Annotated in this window: 13 protein-coding genes and 1 pseudogene; 6 read left to right on the forward strand and 8 right to left on the reverse strand. The window is 50.3% G+C overall.

Annotated features, from left to right (window positions below):
• The first annotated feature begins 386 nt into the window (after positions 1-386).
• A complete protein-coding gene (locus BEG40_RS05105; RefSeq protein WP_001131157.1) occupies positions 387-1079 on the forward strand; it encodes a FadR/GntR family transcriptional regulator in 693 nt (230 codons plus the stop codon).
• 154 nt (positions 1080-1233) lie between these two features.
• Positions 1234-1359: pseudogene (locus BEG40_RS22310) on the forward strand (hypothetical protein); the annotation flags it as partial.
• Here the strand turns inward: BEG40_RS22310 and rbsR are convergent.
• The 7 genes from rbsR to kup all read right to left on the reverse strand — a co-directional run bounded on the left by rbsR (position 1325) and on the right by kup (position 9225).
• Positions 1325-2317, reverse strand: a complete 993-nt coding sequence (gene rbsR / locus BEG40_RS05115) for a ribose operon transcriptional repressor RbsR (RefSeq protein ID WP_000224459.1) — start codon at positions 2315-2317, stop codon at positions 1325-1327. The pseudogene BEG40_RS22310 and the gene rbsR sit on opposite strands and share 35 nt — an antisense overlap.
• Before the next feature lie 3 nt (positions 2318-2320).
• Entirely contained in the window at positions 2321-3250 is a 930-nt protein-coding gene (rbsK, locus tag BEG40_RS05120) for a ribokinase (protein WP_016159914.1), read from the reverse strand.
• A gap of 125 nt (positions 3251-3375) precedes the next feature.
• Entirely contained in the window at positions 3376-4266 is an 891-nt protein-coding gene (gene rbsB / locus BEG40_RS05125; RefSeq protein WP_001056273.1) for a ribose ABC transporter substrate-binding protein RbsB, read from the reverse strand.
• 24 nt (positions 4267-4290) lie between these two features.
• Complete coding sequence (rbsC, locus tag BEG40_RS05130; RefSeq protein ID WP_000211858.1) at positions 4291-5256, reverse strand: ribose ABC transporter permease; 966 nt, start codon at positions 5254-5256, stop codon at positions 4291-4293.
• Between the two features lie 4 nt (positions 5257-5260).
• The gene (gene rbsA, locus BEG40_RS05135) at positions 5261-6766 is read right to left on the reverse strand and encodes a ribose ABC transporter ATP-binding protein RbsA (protein WP_000387777.1); all 1506 of its coding nucleotides are present in this window, start codon (positions 6764-6766) and stop codon (positions 5261-5263) included.
• A gap of 7 nt (positions 6767-6773) precedes the next feature.
• A complete protein-coding gene (gene rbsD, locus BEG40_RS05140; RefSeq protein ID WP_105285007.1) occupies positions 6774-7193 on the reverse strand; it encodes a D-ribose pyranase in 420 nt (139 codons plus the stop codon).
• 163 nt (positions 7194-7356) lie between these two features.
• The gene (gene kup, locus BEG40_RS05145) at positions 7357-9225 is read right to left on the reverse strand and encodes a low affinity potassium transporter Kup (protein ID WP_000102310.1); all 1869 of its coding nucleotides are present in this window, start codon (positions 9223-9225) and stop codon (positions 7357-7359) included.
• Between the two features lie 222 nt (positions 9226-9447).
• On the opposite strand from kup, the gene ravA reads away from it, so the two are divergent.
• Positions 9448-10944, forward strand: a complete 1497-nt coding sequence (ravA, locus tag BEG40_RS05150; RefSeq protein ID WP_105285008.1) for an ATPase RavA — start codon at positions 9448-9450, stop codon at positions 10942-10944.
• Positions 10938-12389 carry an ATPase RavA stimulator ViaA gene (gene viaA / locus BEG40_RS05155; protein ID WP_105285009.1) on the forward strand — a complete coding sequence of 484 codons (1452 nt, stop codon included), beginning with the start codon at positions 10938-10940 and terminating at the stop codon, positions 12387-12389. Before ravA ends, viaA begins: the two co-directional genes overlap by 7 nt.
• 4 nt (positions 12390-12393) lie before the next feature.
• Here viaA and asnA read toward each other — a convergent pair whose 3' ends face one another.
• The gene (gene asnA, locus BEG40_RS05160) at positions 12394-13386 is read right to left on the reverse strand and encodes an aspartate--ammonia ligase (protein WP_000845138.1); all 993 of its coding nucleotides are present in this window, start codon (positions 13384-13386) and stop codon (positions 12394-12396) included.
• Between the two features lie 151 nt (positions 13387-13537).
• Here asnA and asnC point away from each other — a divergent pair, with 151 nt between their 5' ends.
• Positions 13538-13996 carry a transcriptional regulator AsnC gene (asnC, locus tag BEG40_RS05165; RefSeq protein WP_000432970.1) on the forward strand — a complete coding sequence of 153 codons (459 nt, stop codon included), beginning with the start codon at positions 13538-13540 and terminating at the stop codon, positions 13994-13996.
• Between the two features lie 89 nt (positions 13997-14085).
• On the forward strand, positions 14086-14529 hold the full coding sequence (mioC, locus tag BEG40_RS05170; protein ID WP_000763736.1) for an FMN-binding protein MioC: 444 nt from the start codon (positions 14086-14088) through the stop codon (positions 14527-14529).
• Positions 14530-14822 lie beyond the last annotated feature (293 nt).

Below are 14822 nucleotides of genomic sequence, written 5' to 3' on the forward strand. Positions count from 1 at the left end.
AATCCGTATCTTCGAGTGCCCACACAGATTGTCTGATAAATTGTTAAAGAGCAGTGCCGCTTCGCTTTTTCTCAGCGGCGCGGGGTGTGCATAATACGCTTTCCCGCTACAGAGTCAAGCATTTTTTTGCTTTTCTCTGCCGGAATTCTCAGGAGAATCCCGCTGACCCGGCGGCTTGTCTGCCGTTGTTCCGTGTCAGTGGTGGCGCATTATAGGGAGTTATTCTGAGCTGACAAGAGGAAATTTAAAATAATTTTCCAAATGCGCGTTTTTTCATCAAAACACCTGTTGGTGTGCCATAAAACAAGCAATTTGCCGTTTTTGCAACCGCAATCACACTTCCAGGTGGCATACTAAGGAGGAAAAAAAGAATAAGGAAGATGAGTATGCCATTAAGCGCACAACAGTTAGCTGCACAGAAAAACCTTTCGTATGTCCTGGCTGAGAAGCTGGCGCAACGGATCTTAAAAGGTGAATACGCACCTGGCACCATTCTGCCTGGTGAAATTGAGCTGGGTGAGCAATTTGGAGTTAGCCGTACTGCGGTACGCGAAGCGGTCAAGACGCTAACGGCAAAAGGAATGGTTTTGCCACGACCACGAATTGGTACGCGTGTCATGCCACAATCCAACTGGAATTTTCTTGATCAAGAGTTGCTCACCTGGTGGATGACTGAAGAGAACTTTCATCAAGTTATTGATCATTTTCTGGTTATGCGTATCTGTCTGGAGCCGCAAGCCTGCTTATTGGCAGCAACGGTAGGCACCGCAGAACAGAAGGCGCATCTCAATACATTAATGGCCGAAATGGTGGCGTTAAAAGAGCATTTCCGCCGGGAGCGTTGGATTGAGGTCGATATGGCCTGGCATGAACATATTTATGAAATGAGCGCCAATCCATTTTTGACATCTTTCGCTTCTCTATTTCATTCGGTTTATCACACTTACTTTACGTCAATAACCAGCGACACCGTGATAAAGCTGGATCTACACCAGGCTATTGTCGATGCAATAATCCAAAGTGATGGCGACGCTGCATTTAAAGCTTGTCAGGCGCTGCTACGCTCCCCTGATAAGTAACATAACAAACGGGGCGCTGAATACAGTATGGCGGGTTTGCCGTGCATTGCGGCAAGGGCCATCTTTATACAGACACTAAATCTCACCATCCTGAATACCACCTTATCCGCAACTACTGCCATCATCAGTCATACGCTGACGGTGGCAATTCTTATTCAGGGGAATTATTACTGTTGCTTCAGTAGCAGTGTTCATGCTTCTGAAAGCAACTGATGGTAATAATTTGATTAAAAGAAAGCGCAAATCTAAGCCGAGCCGCGCTCCATCAGAATCGGCGTAAGTTGTAGTCGTTGTTGCTGTAGATTTGGCTGTGCCATCCGGTGGATGAGTACATCAATCGCCAGCTCCCCCAGTTCATCTTTTGGTTGATGAATTGTAGTAAGCGGTGGCGTCATAAAGCTTGCCAGTTCAATATCGTCATAGCCAATCACCGCGATATCCTGCGGGACATATAACCCAGCCTGATATAGCGCCTGATAAACGCCGACTGCCATAGCGTCATTTCCAGTAAACACTGCCTGTGGGCGTAGCGGATGCGATAACAACTGCTGCATCGCGTCAAACCCGCCGTTAAATTCAAAATCGCCAGTGACTTCATAACCATCAGGAACGTCAAGGCCAGCACGCTTCATTGCCGCCCGATAACCTTCCAGCCGCAAACGTGCAGGCGTTTTATCCAACGGGCCGGTAATACAGGCAATTCGGGTATAACCTTTGTCGATTAGATATTGCGTCGCTAAATCACCGCCCAGCAACGAGTTATCCTGAATAAGATCGCTGTCGCCATCGAACGGCGCCCAGTCCATCATCACTGTAGGGATTGTTGGATAACGTTGCATTATTTCACGCGAAGGCTGGTGTGTTTCAGTACAGAGTAATAGCAAACCATCGACACGCTTTTGCATCAGCGTTTCCAGATTGCGATTCATTCGCTGCTCATCGCCTTCGGTATTACACAGAACAAGACTATAACCGCGCTCGAAACAACTACGTTCAACGCCACGCACCAGTTCAGAATAGAAAGGATTGGTACTGGCAGTGATCAACATGCCAATGGTATGTGTTTGATTGAGCTTGAGGCTACGCGCCAGAGCTGATGGCGCGTAATTGAGTTCTTTAATCGCCGCTTCAACTTTGGCGGTAATCGCTTCACTGACGAAGCGATCTTTATTGATGACGTGAGAAACTGTTGAGGTAGAAACGCCCGCCAGGCGGGCAACATCTTTCATTGTGGCCAAGCGTCACCTCTGCCTGTCTAAAAATGCTTCGATCTCTTCACGCCACGGTACGGAAGGTTGTGCGCCTTTACGTGTTACGGCAATCGCAGCGGCAGCATGGGCAAAACGAATCGCCTCTGGCAATGGTTTTTCTTCCAGCAACGCCGTGATTAACGCGCCGTTAAAGGTATCTCCGGCAGCAATGGTATCGACAGCCTGAACCCGGAATCCAGGAACGCGCTGACCTTCACCATTCACGCTAGCCCACACGCCACGACTCCCTAAGGTAATCAGCACGGTACGGATACCTTTCTCATGCAGTACCTGCGCAGCTTTCGCCGCATCTTCATCATTTGCAACACGAATACCGGTGAGCTTTTCTGCTTCCGTTTCGTTTGGCGTAATAATGTCCACCAGCGCCAGCAGTTCGTCAGGAAGTTCGCGAGCCGGAGCCGGGTTAAGCGCAACGATAGTCTTATTTTGATGGGCGATTTTCGCCGCTGCCATCACACTTTCGAGTGGTGATTCCAACTGCATTAATAATGCTGACGCGTTGGCAATACGCTCACGTTGCGCTTCCACCAGCGCCGGGGAAAGGGCAGCATTAGCGCCGGCATGAATACCGATGACATTCTCACCTTCGCCATTAACAAAAATCAGCGCCACACCTGTTGATTCGCCTTTGATCACGCTGACCGGAGAAATATCGATGTTATCAGTGGCGAGCTGCTGGCGAACACTCTCACCAATACTGTCATCCCCCGTGCAGGCAATAAACGCGATATTCGCACCGCTACGCCCTGCAGCCACAGCCTGATTCGCGCCTTTACCGCCGAATGCGACTTGATAGTGGTTACCGGTTACGGTTTCGCCTGGAGTAGGAAAAGATTGAAGATTAAGAATGTGGTCAGCATTAATGCTGCCAAGAACAACGAGGCTGCCTGCATTTTGCATATTCGGGATGTCCATAAAATGCGCCACCGTGTTAGGGTGGCGCGTGCCCTGCTTTTCTTTATATTACACGTTCATCTGTCGATGACGTATTTATGTCACCATCAGGTCATACAACCTGATTAAAACTACTGCTTAACAACCAGTTTCAGATCAACCGGATACTTAGCCTGAACTTTCTCGCCTTTCAGCACTTTATCGGCGGTTTCGACGCCTTTAGCGCCAATCTGATCGGGTAGCTGAGCGATAGTCGCTGCTAGTTTGCCATCATTCACCGCTTTTTCGCCATCCGGTGTACCGTCAAATCCGACGACCATCACATCCGATTTACCGGCAGTTTGCAGTGCGCGCAGCGCGCCCAGCGCCATTTCATCATTCTGCGCGAACACAGCCTGCACATCCGGGTGAGCGGTCAGCAGGTTCTGCATGACGTTCAAACCTTTGGTGCGATCGAAGTCTGCCGGCTGGCTGGCGAGAACGTTAAACTTGTGAGCTGCAACGGCCTGCTGGAAACCTTCACCACGTTCACGAGCAGCGGATGTACCGGCAATGCCTTGCAGTTCGATAACTTTTGCACCTTCGCCAGCTTTCTTCGCGATGTAATCACCGGCGATTTTGCCGCCCAGTACGTTATCTGAAGCAATGTGGCTCACCACTTCACCTTTCGTTGCCTGGCGGTCAAGAGTGATAACCGGAATGTTCGCCTGGTTAGCCATCTTCACGGCATTACCTACTGCGTCGGAGTCCGTCGGGTTAATCAGCAGAATTTTGGTGCCGCGAACGGTTAAGTCCTGCACGTTCGCCAGCTCTTTCGCCGGGTTGTTCTGGGAGTCCAGCACCACCAGGTTATAACCGAGTTTATCCGCCTCTTTCTGCGCACCATCTTTCAGCGAAACAAAGAACGGGTTATTGAGCGTGGAAACCACCAGCGCAATGGTGTCTTTTGCCATCGCATTCGCACTGACGGTGGCGCTTAGCGCAACAGCGGAAACCAGGGTAGCCAGTTTTTTCATGTTCATATTCAAGATGTCCTGTAGTCGTTATTACTGCTTTTTGTTGTCTACCAGCACCGCCAGCAAAATCACCACCGCTTTGACGATCATCTGGTAATAGGAGGAAACACCTAACAAATTCAAACCATTATTAAGGAAGCCAAGAATTAATGCGCCGATCAACGTCCCAACAATGCGACCTTTTCCGCCCGCCAGGCTCGTACCGCCCAGAACCACCGCAGCAATAGCATCCAGCTCATAGCCAGTACCCGCCGTGGGTTGTGCGGATGAGAGGCGCGCCACTTCAATGATCCCAGCCAGCGATGCCAGCAGACCACAAAGAGAATAGACGATGATTTTGATTTTATTGACGTTGATACCAGAAAGGCGCGTTGCCGCTTCGTTACCACCCAGCGCGTAGATGTAACGTCCCAGACGCGTGTGATGCAGCATGTACCAGGCCGCGAGGAAGACAATCCCCATGATCCAGACAGGCGTCGGAACACCCAGCGGACGACCAATACCAAACCAACCGAACAGATCGGCGTTCTCAGTAAATCCGGTATTCACCGGGCTACCGTTGGTGTAAACCATGGTCACGCCGCGCAGTAAAAGCATCATAACCAGCGTAGCGATGAACGCCTGGACGCGACCTTTCGCCACAATCACCCCGGTTACCGCACCAATTGCGGCACCTAAGGCGAGAGCGGCTGCGACAGCCACCAGCGCATTGACTTCAATGCCGACGATAGATGCAGCAACTGCGCCGGTCAGCGCCAACAGAGAACCTACCGACAGGTCTATGCCTGACGTCAGAATAACCAGCGTCATCCCGACCGCCATAATGGCGTTCACCGAGGTTTGCTGGAGAATATTGAATAAGTTATTGATGGTGAAAAAGTTCGGGCTTAACGTCGAGACAATCGCGATCAGCACCAGCAGAGCGATAAGCGATTTCTGCTCCATCAGCCACGCTTTCGTGAAATAACGGCGACCAGAGACAGTCTGGGTTGTCATTTTTTTACTCCTGATTCACGCGATTAAGCTTGCCCACAGCGGCAGCCATTAACACTTCCTGAGTGGCCTGCTCACGAGTAAATTCCCCGCTGAGATGCCCTTCATGCATGACGATAATGCGATCGCTCATGCCTAATACTTCTGGCATTTCCGATGACACCAGAATGATGCTCAAGCCATCGGCTTTGAACTGGTTAATCAGTTGATAGATCTCTTTTTTCGCGCCGACATCTACGCCACGGGTAGGCTCATCAAGGATCAACACTTTAGGGCGAGTCATCAGGCCACGAGCAATCGCCACTTTTTGCTGATTGCCACCGGAGAGCAAACCAATTGCCTGTTCCATCGACGGCGTCTTCACGTTGAACAGACGGATAAAATCACTGACCGCCTGCTGCTCATCCGCATGTTTCAGGCTACCACCAGTGCGACTGAAGTAGCGTAGCGCGGTCAGTGACATGTTCTCTTTTACTGACATCCCCAGCACTAAACCGTCGCGTTTACGGTCTTCAGAGATATACACAATGCCATTCGCCAGGCCATCCTGCGGCGAGCGGGTAACGACCTCATGCCCATCCAGGGTGACGTAACCGCTTGTGCGCGGCAGGGCGCCGTAGAGCACTTTCATCAGTTCGGTACGGCCTGCGCCCATCAAACCAGAGACGCCAAGAATTTCGCCTTTGCGTAAAGTAAAAGAGACATCGTTAACGCCGGGTCCGCAGAGATTATCGACTTTCAGTAAGACGTCCCCCGGCGCTTTGTCCAGGTGTGGATACTGATCTTCCAGCTTACGCCCCACCATCATCTCAATCAGTGAATCTTCAGTCAGTGATGCTACTTCGCGCTCGGCAATAAATTGCCCGTCACGAAAAACCGTAACGTCATCACAAATCTCGAAGATTTCTTTCATGCGGTGGGAAATATAGACAATGCCGCGCCCCTGCGATTTCAGTTCGCGGATAACGCGGAACAGGGATTCAGTTTCGGTATCGGTCAGCGCATCGGTCGGTTCATCCATAATGATGACTTTCGACTCAAAGCTCAGCACTTTGGCAATTTCCACCATCTGCTGGTCGCCAATAGAAAGATCGCCCACCAGCTTGTCGCTTTTAAAGCGCAGGTTAAGTTTGGCTAAGAGTTTATCCGCTTCGGCATACATGGTTTTCCAGTCAATTTTGCCAAAGCGATTAACAAACTCACGACCGAGGAAAATGTTTTCTGCGATGGTCAACTGCGGGATCAGGTTCAGTTCCTGGTGGATAATCCCAATCCCGGCTTCCTGGGAGGATTTCGGCCCGGTAAAAGTAGTCTCTTTCCCCAGCCATAAAAGCGTACCGGCATCACGGGTATAGATACCGGTCAGCACTTTCATCATGGTGGATTTACCCGCGCCGTTTTCACCCACCAGTGCCATCACACGACCTGGATAGACATTTAACGCGGCTCCCGAGAGAGCTTTTACGCCCGGGAACGCTTTATCGATGCCTTTAAGCTGTAGTAATGCTTCCATGGCGGCCTCAGAACGTCACGCCAGCACAGAGAATGATATTCGCATACGGAGAACATTCTCCGCTGCGAATTACCGCCTGACTTTCTGCGGTTTGTTGTTTGAATTTTTCATGCGTGGTGTAACGAATTTCAATGGTGTTTCCCTGGTGTTTTTGCAGCTGCTCAAGGTGAGTGAGCAACGTTTCGTGGAGTTGCGAATTATGTTGTTTGATCTCTTCCGCGATAATGGCTGCCTCGACCTGCATTTCACTTGTGACGACGCCCAGCACCTGCATAAAAGAAGGTACACCCTGGGTTAATGCCATATCGATACGCGTTGTCGTTTTAGGGATGGGTAAACCAGCATCACACACCACCAGCGTATCGGTATGCCCCAGGCGGGAGATCACCGACGAAATATCAGAATTAAGAACGGCGCCTTTTTTCATTTTTTTCTCCATCAGCGAAACGTTTCGCTGACCCGCAGTTTAATCCCGACTGATTAAGGAAAACCATCACGACGTTACGGAAATGTGATCAACATCGAAACGTTTTACATCGTGAGTAACCATGAAAAAAACGCCCCCTTATGGAGAAAGGAGGCGTCTGGCGTTAGATTTCGACCTGAGTACCCAGTTCGATAACCCTGTTTGGTGGAATTTCAAACTGATCTGGCGCGCGCAGCGCATTACGTTGCAACAGCAAGTATAGCTTGCCACGCAGACGCAAGTACCACGGGCGTTTGCCGAGGATTAACGACTCATGCGACATAAAGAAAGAGGTTTCCATCATCCGGCAACTTAACCCTTCCAGACCGCAACGGTGGAAAACTTCTTCCACGTTTGGCGTTTCTCGCCAACCATAACTTGCCACCACGCGCCAGAAAGTGGGCGACAGTTGTTCAATCTGTACCCGACGGACGTTATGGACATATGGCGCGTCTTCAGTACGCAGAGTTAACAGAATAACCCGCTCATGCAACACCTTGTTATGTTTAAGGTTATGCATCAACGCAAAGGGAATGACATTAATTGCACGCGACATATACACAGCTGTTCCGGGAACGCGAACAGGCGGTGATTTCTCCAGTGAAGCAATCATCGCTTCCAGAGAGTTACCATGTTCGTGCATCCGACGCAGCAGGCGGAAACGCTCGCTCTTCCAGGTCGTCATCACGATAAACATCACCGTGCCGAGGCTCAGAGGCAACCAGCCACCGGAAAGCAGTTTATCGAGGTTAGCGGTAAACAGAGGGATATCGACACACAGGAAAGCAATCAGGATCAGCGCAACAAAATACTTATTCCAGTGCCAGTTCTGACGCGCCACGGTAGTTGAAAGAATAGAAGTCAGTACCATCGTTCCGGTCACCGCAATCCCGTACGCCGCCGCCAGGTTGCTGGAGTGCTCAAAGCTGACAATGACAATCACGACTGCGACATAGAGCATCCAGTTCACAAACGGAATGTAGATTTGCCCTGACTCCATTTCAGAGGTGTGAATAATGCGCATCGGCGACAAGTATCCCAGACGTACTGCCTGACGCGTCAATGAGAAGACACCAGAGATAACCGCCTGCGAGGCAATCACCGTTGCCAGTGCTGCAATTATCAGTAGCGGGATCAGTGCCCAGTCCGGAGCCAACAGGAAGAACGGGTTCTTAATCGCTTCCGGGTGTTTTAACAGCAGCGCCCCCTGCCCAAAGTAGTTAAGGGTCAAAGACGGCAATACGACGGTGAACCACGCCAGGCGAATAGGGAACTTACCAAAGTGCCCCATATCGGCATACAGCGCCTCGACACCGGTAATCGACAGTACCACCGCGCCTAACGCAATAAAGGAAACGGTTTTATATTCAAGGAAGAAATGCACCGCCCACATCGGATTCAGCGCATGTAACACTTCCGGGTTGGCAATAATGCTACGTAACCCCAGCCCCGCCAGAATCAAAAACCAGGTCAGCATAATCGGCGCAAACAGCTTACCGACCATAGCAGTGCCATGTTTTTGAATCATAAACAGTAAAGTGAGAACGATGATTGAGAGGGGAACTATCCAGGTGTCCAGCTGCGGAGCGACGATTTCCAGACCTTCTATAGCGGACATCACCGAAATGGCAGGCGTTATGACAACTTCACCATAGAAGAAACTGCCGCCGATTAGCCCCATAATCACCAGCATTGATGTCGTTCGTGCCGACGTATTGCGCCCGGCAAGCGACATCAACGTCAGGATCCCCCCTTCACCGGCGTTATCTGCACGCATGACGAAGGTGAGATATTTTATGGAAACCACAAAGATTAGCAGCCAGAAGATCAGCGATAAAAAACCAAACACGGCATCGCGTTCAACGCCAAAACCAAACTGGCCGGACAAACATTCACGAAGTGTATATAACGGGCTGGTACCAATATCGCCGTAGACAACTCCAATCGCCGCGAGGGTAATCGCGGGCAACGATTGCTTATTATCAGTGCTCATAGACTAGTCTTTCGTTGAAATATGAAATGTGTGCGTAGTCCCTTGGCCCACAAAAAAGCGCACAGTATGCACGATTAACGGCAAAATCGTACTCCTAAATGCGGCCACATTAACCTGGCTCAAAGAAAAATAGCCCTCCTTTGAGACTATTTTTGCCACCAGCAAGAAACGTCTATACTCGCAGTTTACGCAGAACTTTTGACGAAAGGACGCCACTTCATTATGGCTCACCCTCATTTATTAGCGGAAAGAATTTCCCGTCTGAGCAGTTCGCTGGAAAAAGGGCTTTATGAACGTAGCCACGCCATCCGCCTGTGTTTGTTAGCGGCATTAAGTGGTGAAAGCGTATTCCTGCTTGGCCCGCCAGGTATTGCTAAAAGTTTAATCGCCCGGCGCTTAAAATTCGCTTTCCAGAATGCGCGCGCGTTTGAATATCTGATGACCCGCTTCTCCACACCGGAAGAAGTTTTTGGCCCCCTTTCTATTCAGGCGTTAAAAGATGAAGGCCGCTATGAGCGTTTAACCAGCGGCTACCTGCCGGAAGCGGAAATCGTCTTTCTTGATGAGATCTGGAAAGCCGGGCCAGCGATTCTTAATACCCTACTAACCGCTATTAATGAACGCCACTTCCGCAACGGCGCACATGTTGAAAAAATCCCTATGCGTCTGCTGGTGGCAGCATCCAACGAACTGCCAGAAGCAGACAGCAGCCTGGAAGCGTTATATGACCGTATGCTGATTCGTCTGTGGTTAGATAAAGTGCAGGATAAAACGAATTTTCGCTCCATGCTGACCAGCCAACAGGATGAAAACGACAATCCCGTTCAGCCATCCTTGCAGGTCACGGATGAAGAATACGAACGCTGGCAGAAAGAGATTGGTGAAATTACGCTGCCCGATCATGTATTTGAGCTGATTTTTATGCTGCGTCAGCAACTGGATAAATTACCGGATGCGCCTTATGTCTCCGACCGTCGCTGGAAAAAAGCGATCCGCTTATTGCAGGCCAGCGCCTTTTTTAGCGGTCGCAGCGCGGTTGCCCCGATTGATCTCATCTTGCTGAAAGATTGCCTGTGGTATGACGCCCAAAGTCTGAATTTAATTCAACAACAAATTGACGTATTGATGACCAGTCATGCATGGCAGCAACAGGAAATGCTGACGCGACTGAGCGCAATTGTGCAGCGTCGCCTGCAACTTCAGCAACAACAAAGCGATAAAACAGCCTTTACGGTGATTCGTCAGGGTGGCATGTTCAGCCGTCGCCCGCAGTATCAACTTCCAGCCAACATAACCGCCTCCACACTGACCCTGTTGCTGCAAAAACCATTAAAATTGCATGATATGGAAGTTGTTCATATCGCTTTTGAGCGTAGCGCGCTGGAACTGTGGCTGAACAAAGGCGGCGAGATTCGCGGCAAATTAAATGGTATCGGTTTTGCCCAGAAGCTAAATATGGAAGTTGATAGCGCCCAACATCTGGTGGTACGCGATGTGAGTTTGCAGGAGGCGACTCTGGCGCTGCCCGGCGCATCGGCAGAGGGGCTACCCAGCGAAATAAAACAACAACTAGAAGATCTTGAAAGCGACTGGCGCAAGCAACACGCCTTATTCAGCGAACAGCAAAAATGTCTGTTTATCCATAGCGACTGGTTAGGTCGCATTGAAGCCAGCCTACAGGATGTCGGCACCCAGATTCGCCAGGCGCAACAATGCTAACACTGGATACGCTCAATGTGATGCTGGCCGTCAGCGAAGAGGGATTGATCGAAGAGATGATCATCGCTCTGTTGGCCTCGCCGCAGTTGGCGGTCTTCTTTGAAAAATTCCCACGACTGAAGGCGGCAATCACTGATGATATTCCCCGCTGGCGTGAGGCGCTGCGCAGTCGGCTGAAAGATGCCAGAGTTCCGCAGGAACTCACGGAAGAGGTCATGTGCTATCAGCAAAGCCAGCTTCTTTCCACGCCGCAATTTATTGTGCAACTACCGCAGATACTGGATTTACTGCATCGACTGAATTCCCCGTGGGCCGAACAAGCCCAGCAGTTGGTTGATGCCAACAGCACGATCACTCCGGCATTACACACGCTTTTTCTCCAGCGTTGGCGCTTAAGTCTGATCGTGCAAGCGACGACGTTAAATCAACAGTTATTAGAAGAAGAACGCGAACAACTGTTGAGTGAAGTTCAGGAACGCATGACGCTAAGTGGGCAGCTTGAACCGATTCTGGCAGAAAACAACACCGCAGCCGGTCGTCTGTGGGATATGAGCGCTGGTCAGCTTAAACGCGGCGACTATCAGTTAATTGTAAAATACGGTGAATTTCTTAACGAACAGCCGGAACTGAAGCGCCTGGCGGAACAGCTGGGGCGTTCGCGGGAAGCCAAATCGATACCACGCAACGATGCGCAGATGGAAACCTTCCGCGCTATGGTGCGCGAACCGGCGACCGTTCCTGAGCAGGTTGATGGTCTGCAACAAAGCGATGATATTTTACGCCTTCTACCGCCAGAACTGGCGACGCTTGGGATAACTGAACTGGAGTATGAATTTTACCGTCGGCTGGTGGAAAAGCAGTTACTCACCTATCGCCTGCACGGTGAGTCGTGGCGTGAAAAAGTTATCGAACGCCCGGTGGTACATAAAGATTACGACGAACAGCCGCGCGGACCGTTTATTGTCTGCGTGGATACTTCTGGCTCAATGGGCGGCTTTAATGAACAGTGTGCGAAAGCGTTCTGCCTGGCATTAATGCGCATTGCCCTCGCTGAAAACCGGCGCTGCTTTATTATGTTATTTTCCACTGAGATCGTCCGTTATGAGCTTTCAGGCTCACAAGGCATCGAACAAGCGATTCGCTTTTTAAGTCAGCAGTTTCGTGGCGGCACCGATCTTGCCAGTTGTTTTCGCGCCATTATGGAACGCTTGCAAAGTCGGGAATGGTTTGACGCCGATGCGGTGGTGATTTCTGATTTTATCGCCCAGCGGTTGCCTGACGACGTGACGAGTAAAGTGAAAGAGTTGCAGCGGGTACATCAGCATCGCTTTCATGCCGTGGCGATGTCAGCACATGGCAAACCCGGCATCATGCGCATTTTCGATCATATCTGGCGCTTTGATACCGGGATGCGTAGCCGCCTGCTCAGACGCTGGCGGCGATAAATTATTACAGCAGAGAAGGGACGCTCTCACGAACTGCCGCAGGCCAAACGCCACACTGAACCTGGCCGATATGCGGCAGTTGCAGCAGTAGCATGGTCAAACGAGACTGACCGATACCGCCGCCGATAGTCTGCGGCATTTCACCGCGCAGCAGCGCCTGATGCCACTCCAGTTGCAGACGATCTTCATCACCGGTTAGCGCCAGTTGGTGCTTCAGCGTATCGGCATCCACGCGGATCCCCATAGAAGAAAGTTCAAACGCATCTTCCAGCACCGGGTTCCACACCAGAATATCGCCGTTCAGACCTGCATGGCCCAGTTCTGACGGAGTGCTCCAGTCATCATAATCCGGTGCACGCACGTCGTGGCGATGACCATCACTCAGCTTGCCGCCAATCCCGACGAGGAATACCGCGCCAAGATCTTTCGCAATCGCCCGTTCACGCCCTTTGGCATCAAGATCCGGATAACGAGACAGTAATTCCTGGCTGTGTACGAAGTGGATCTGATCCGGCAGGAACGGTGTCAGGCCAAACTCCTCACTAACAGCAGCTTCGGTTGCTTTAATTCCCGCCCAGATCGCCTCTACAGTACTTTTCAGAGTCGAGAATTGACGCTCGCCGTCGCCCATTACGCGTTCCCAGTCCCACTGGTCAACATAAACCGAGTGCAGCGGGGAAAGACGGTCTTCATCGGGGCGAAGGGCTTTCATGTGCGTGTACAGCCCTTCGCCCACGCTGAAGTCGTGTTGCCCTAACGTCTGACGTTTCCACTTCGCCAGTGAATGAACCACTTCGAACTGGGCATCAGGCAGAGCTTTCACTTTTACCTGCACCGCTTTTTCACAGCCCGACAAGTTATCCTGCGTGCCATCCCCCACACGACTAAGGATTGGCGCCTGGACTTCAATCAGTCCTAAGCGTTCTTCCAGTTGACGAGAAAAGTGAGATTTCACGAAGCTAATTTGACGTTGTTTGGCAATGTAAGCGGTTTTCATTTTTTATACTCCTGCGTCCTGTTGCTTATGATTAAGCAACAAAAACCAGCACACATGCAATAATCATTCAATAAAAAGCCTTACTCACTTTTGATTCATTAAAAAAGAAGGCTAAAATAGAATGAATCATCAATATGAATAAGAAAATCCTATGGAAAATTATCTAATCGACAATCTGGACCGTGGCATCCTGGAAGCATTAATGGGCAATGCGCGCACCGCTTACGCTGAACTGGCGAAACAATTTGGCGTCAGCCCGGGGACGATTCACGTTCGTGTAGAGAAAATGAAGCAGGCGGGGATCATTACCGGTGCGCGTATCGACGTTAGCCCGAAACAGCTCGGTTATGATGTAGGTTGCTTTATCGGCATTATATTGAAGAGTGCCAAAGACTATCCTTCCGCTCTGGCAAAACTGGAAAGCCTCGACGAAGTCACCGAAGCCTACTACACCACCGGGCACTACAGCATCTTTATCAAAGTGATGTGCCGTTCGATCGATGCCCTCCAGCATGTACTTATCAACAAGATCCAAACAATTGATGAAATTCAGTCCACTGAAACACTGATCGTCCTGCAGAACCCGATCATGCGTACTATCAAGCCATGATCGGCTTTTTTAATCCCATACTTTTCCACAGGTAGATCCCAGCGCGTTCACAGCGTACAATACGCCACTCTTAATAAAGGTGGCGGTTTATGGCAGATATCACTCTTATCAGCGGCAGCACCCTCGGCGGTGCCGAATATGTAGCAGAACACCTGGCTGAAAAGCTGGAAGAGGCGGGTTTTACCACCGAAACGCTGCACGGTCCGCTGTTGGAAGATTTATCTGCTTCGGGGATCTGGCTGGTTATCAGTTCCACCCACGGTGCCGGAGACATTCCGGACAACCTTTCTCCTTTCTATGAAGCGTTGCTGGAACAAAAACCCGATCTTTCTGCGGTACGCTTTGGTGCAATCGGTATTGGCAGTCGTGAATACGACACTTTTTGTGGTGCTATCGATAAACTCGAGGCAGAACTCAAAAATTCCGGTGCGAAACAGATGGGCGAAACACTGAAGATCAACATCCTTGATCACGACATTCCGGAAGATCCGGCAGAAGAATGGCTGGGATCGTGGATTAATTTACTCAAATAAGTATACAGATCGTGCGATCTACTGTGGATAACTCTGTCAGGAAGCTTGGATCAACCGGTAGTTATCCAAAGAACAACTGTTGTTCAGTTTTTGAGTTGTGCATAACCCCTCATTCTGATCCCAGCTTATACGGCCCAGGATCACCGATCATTCACAGTTAATGATCCTTTCCAGGTTGTTGATCTTAAAAGTCGGATCCTTGTTATCCACAGGGCAGTGCGATCCTAATAAGAGATCACAATAGAACAGATCTCTAAATAAATAGATCTTCTTTTTAATACCCAGGATCCCAG

It is taken from the genome of Escherichia sp. MOD1-EC5495, assembly GCF_002965965.1.
Classification (GTDB): domain Bacteria; phylum Pseudomonadota; class Gammaproteobacteria; order Enterobacterales; family Enterobacteriaceae; genus Escherichia; species Escherichia ruysiae.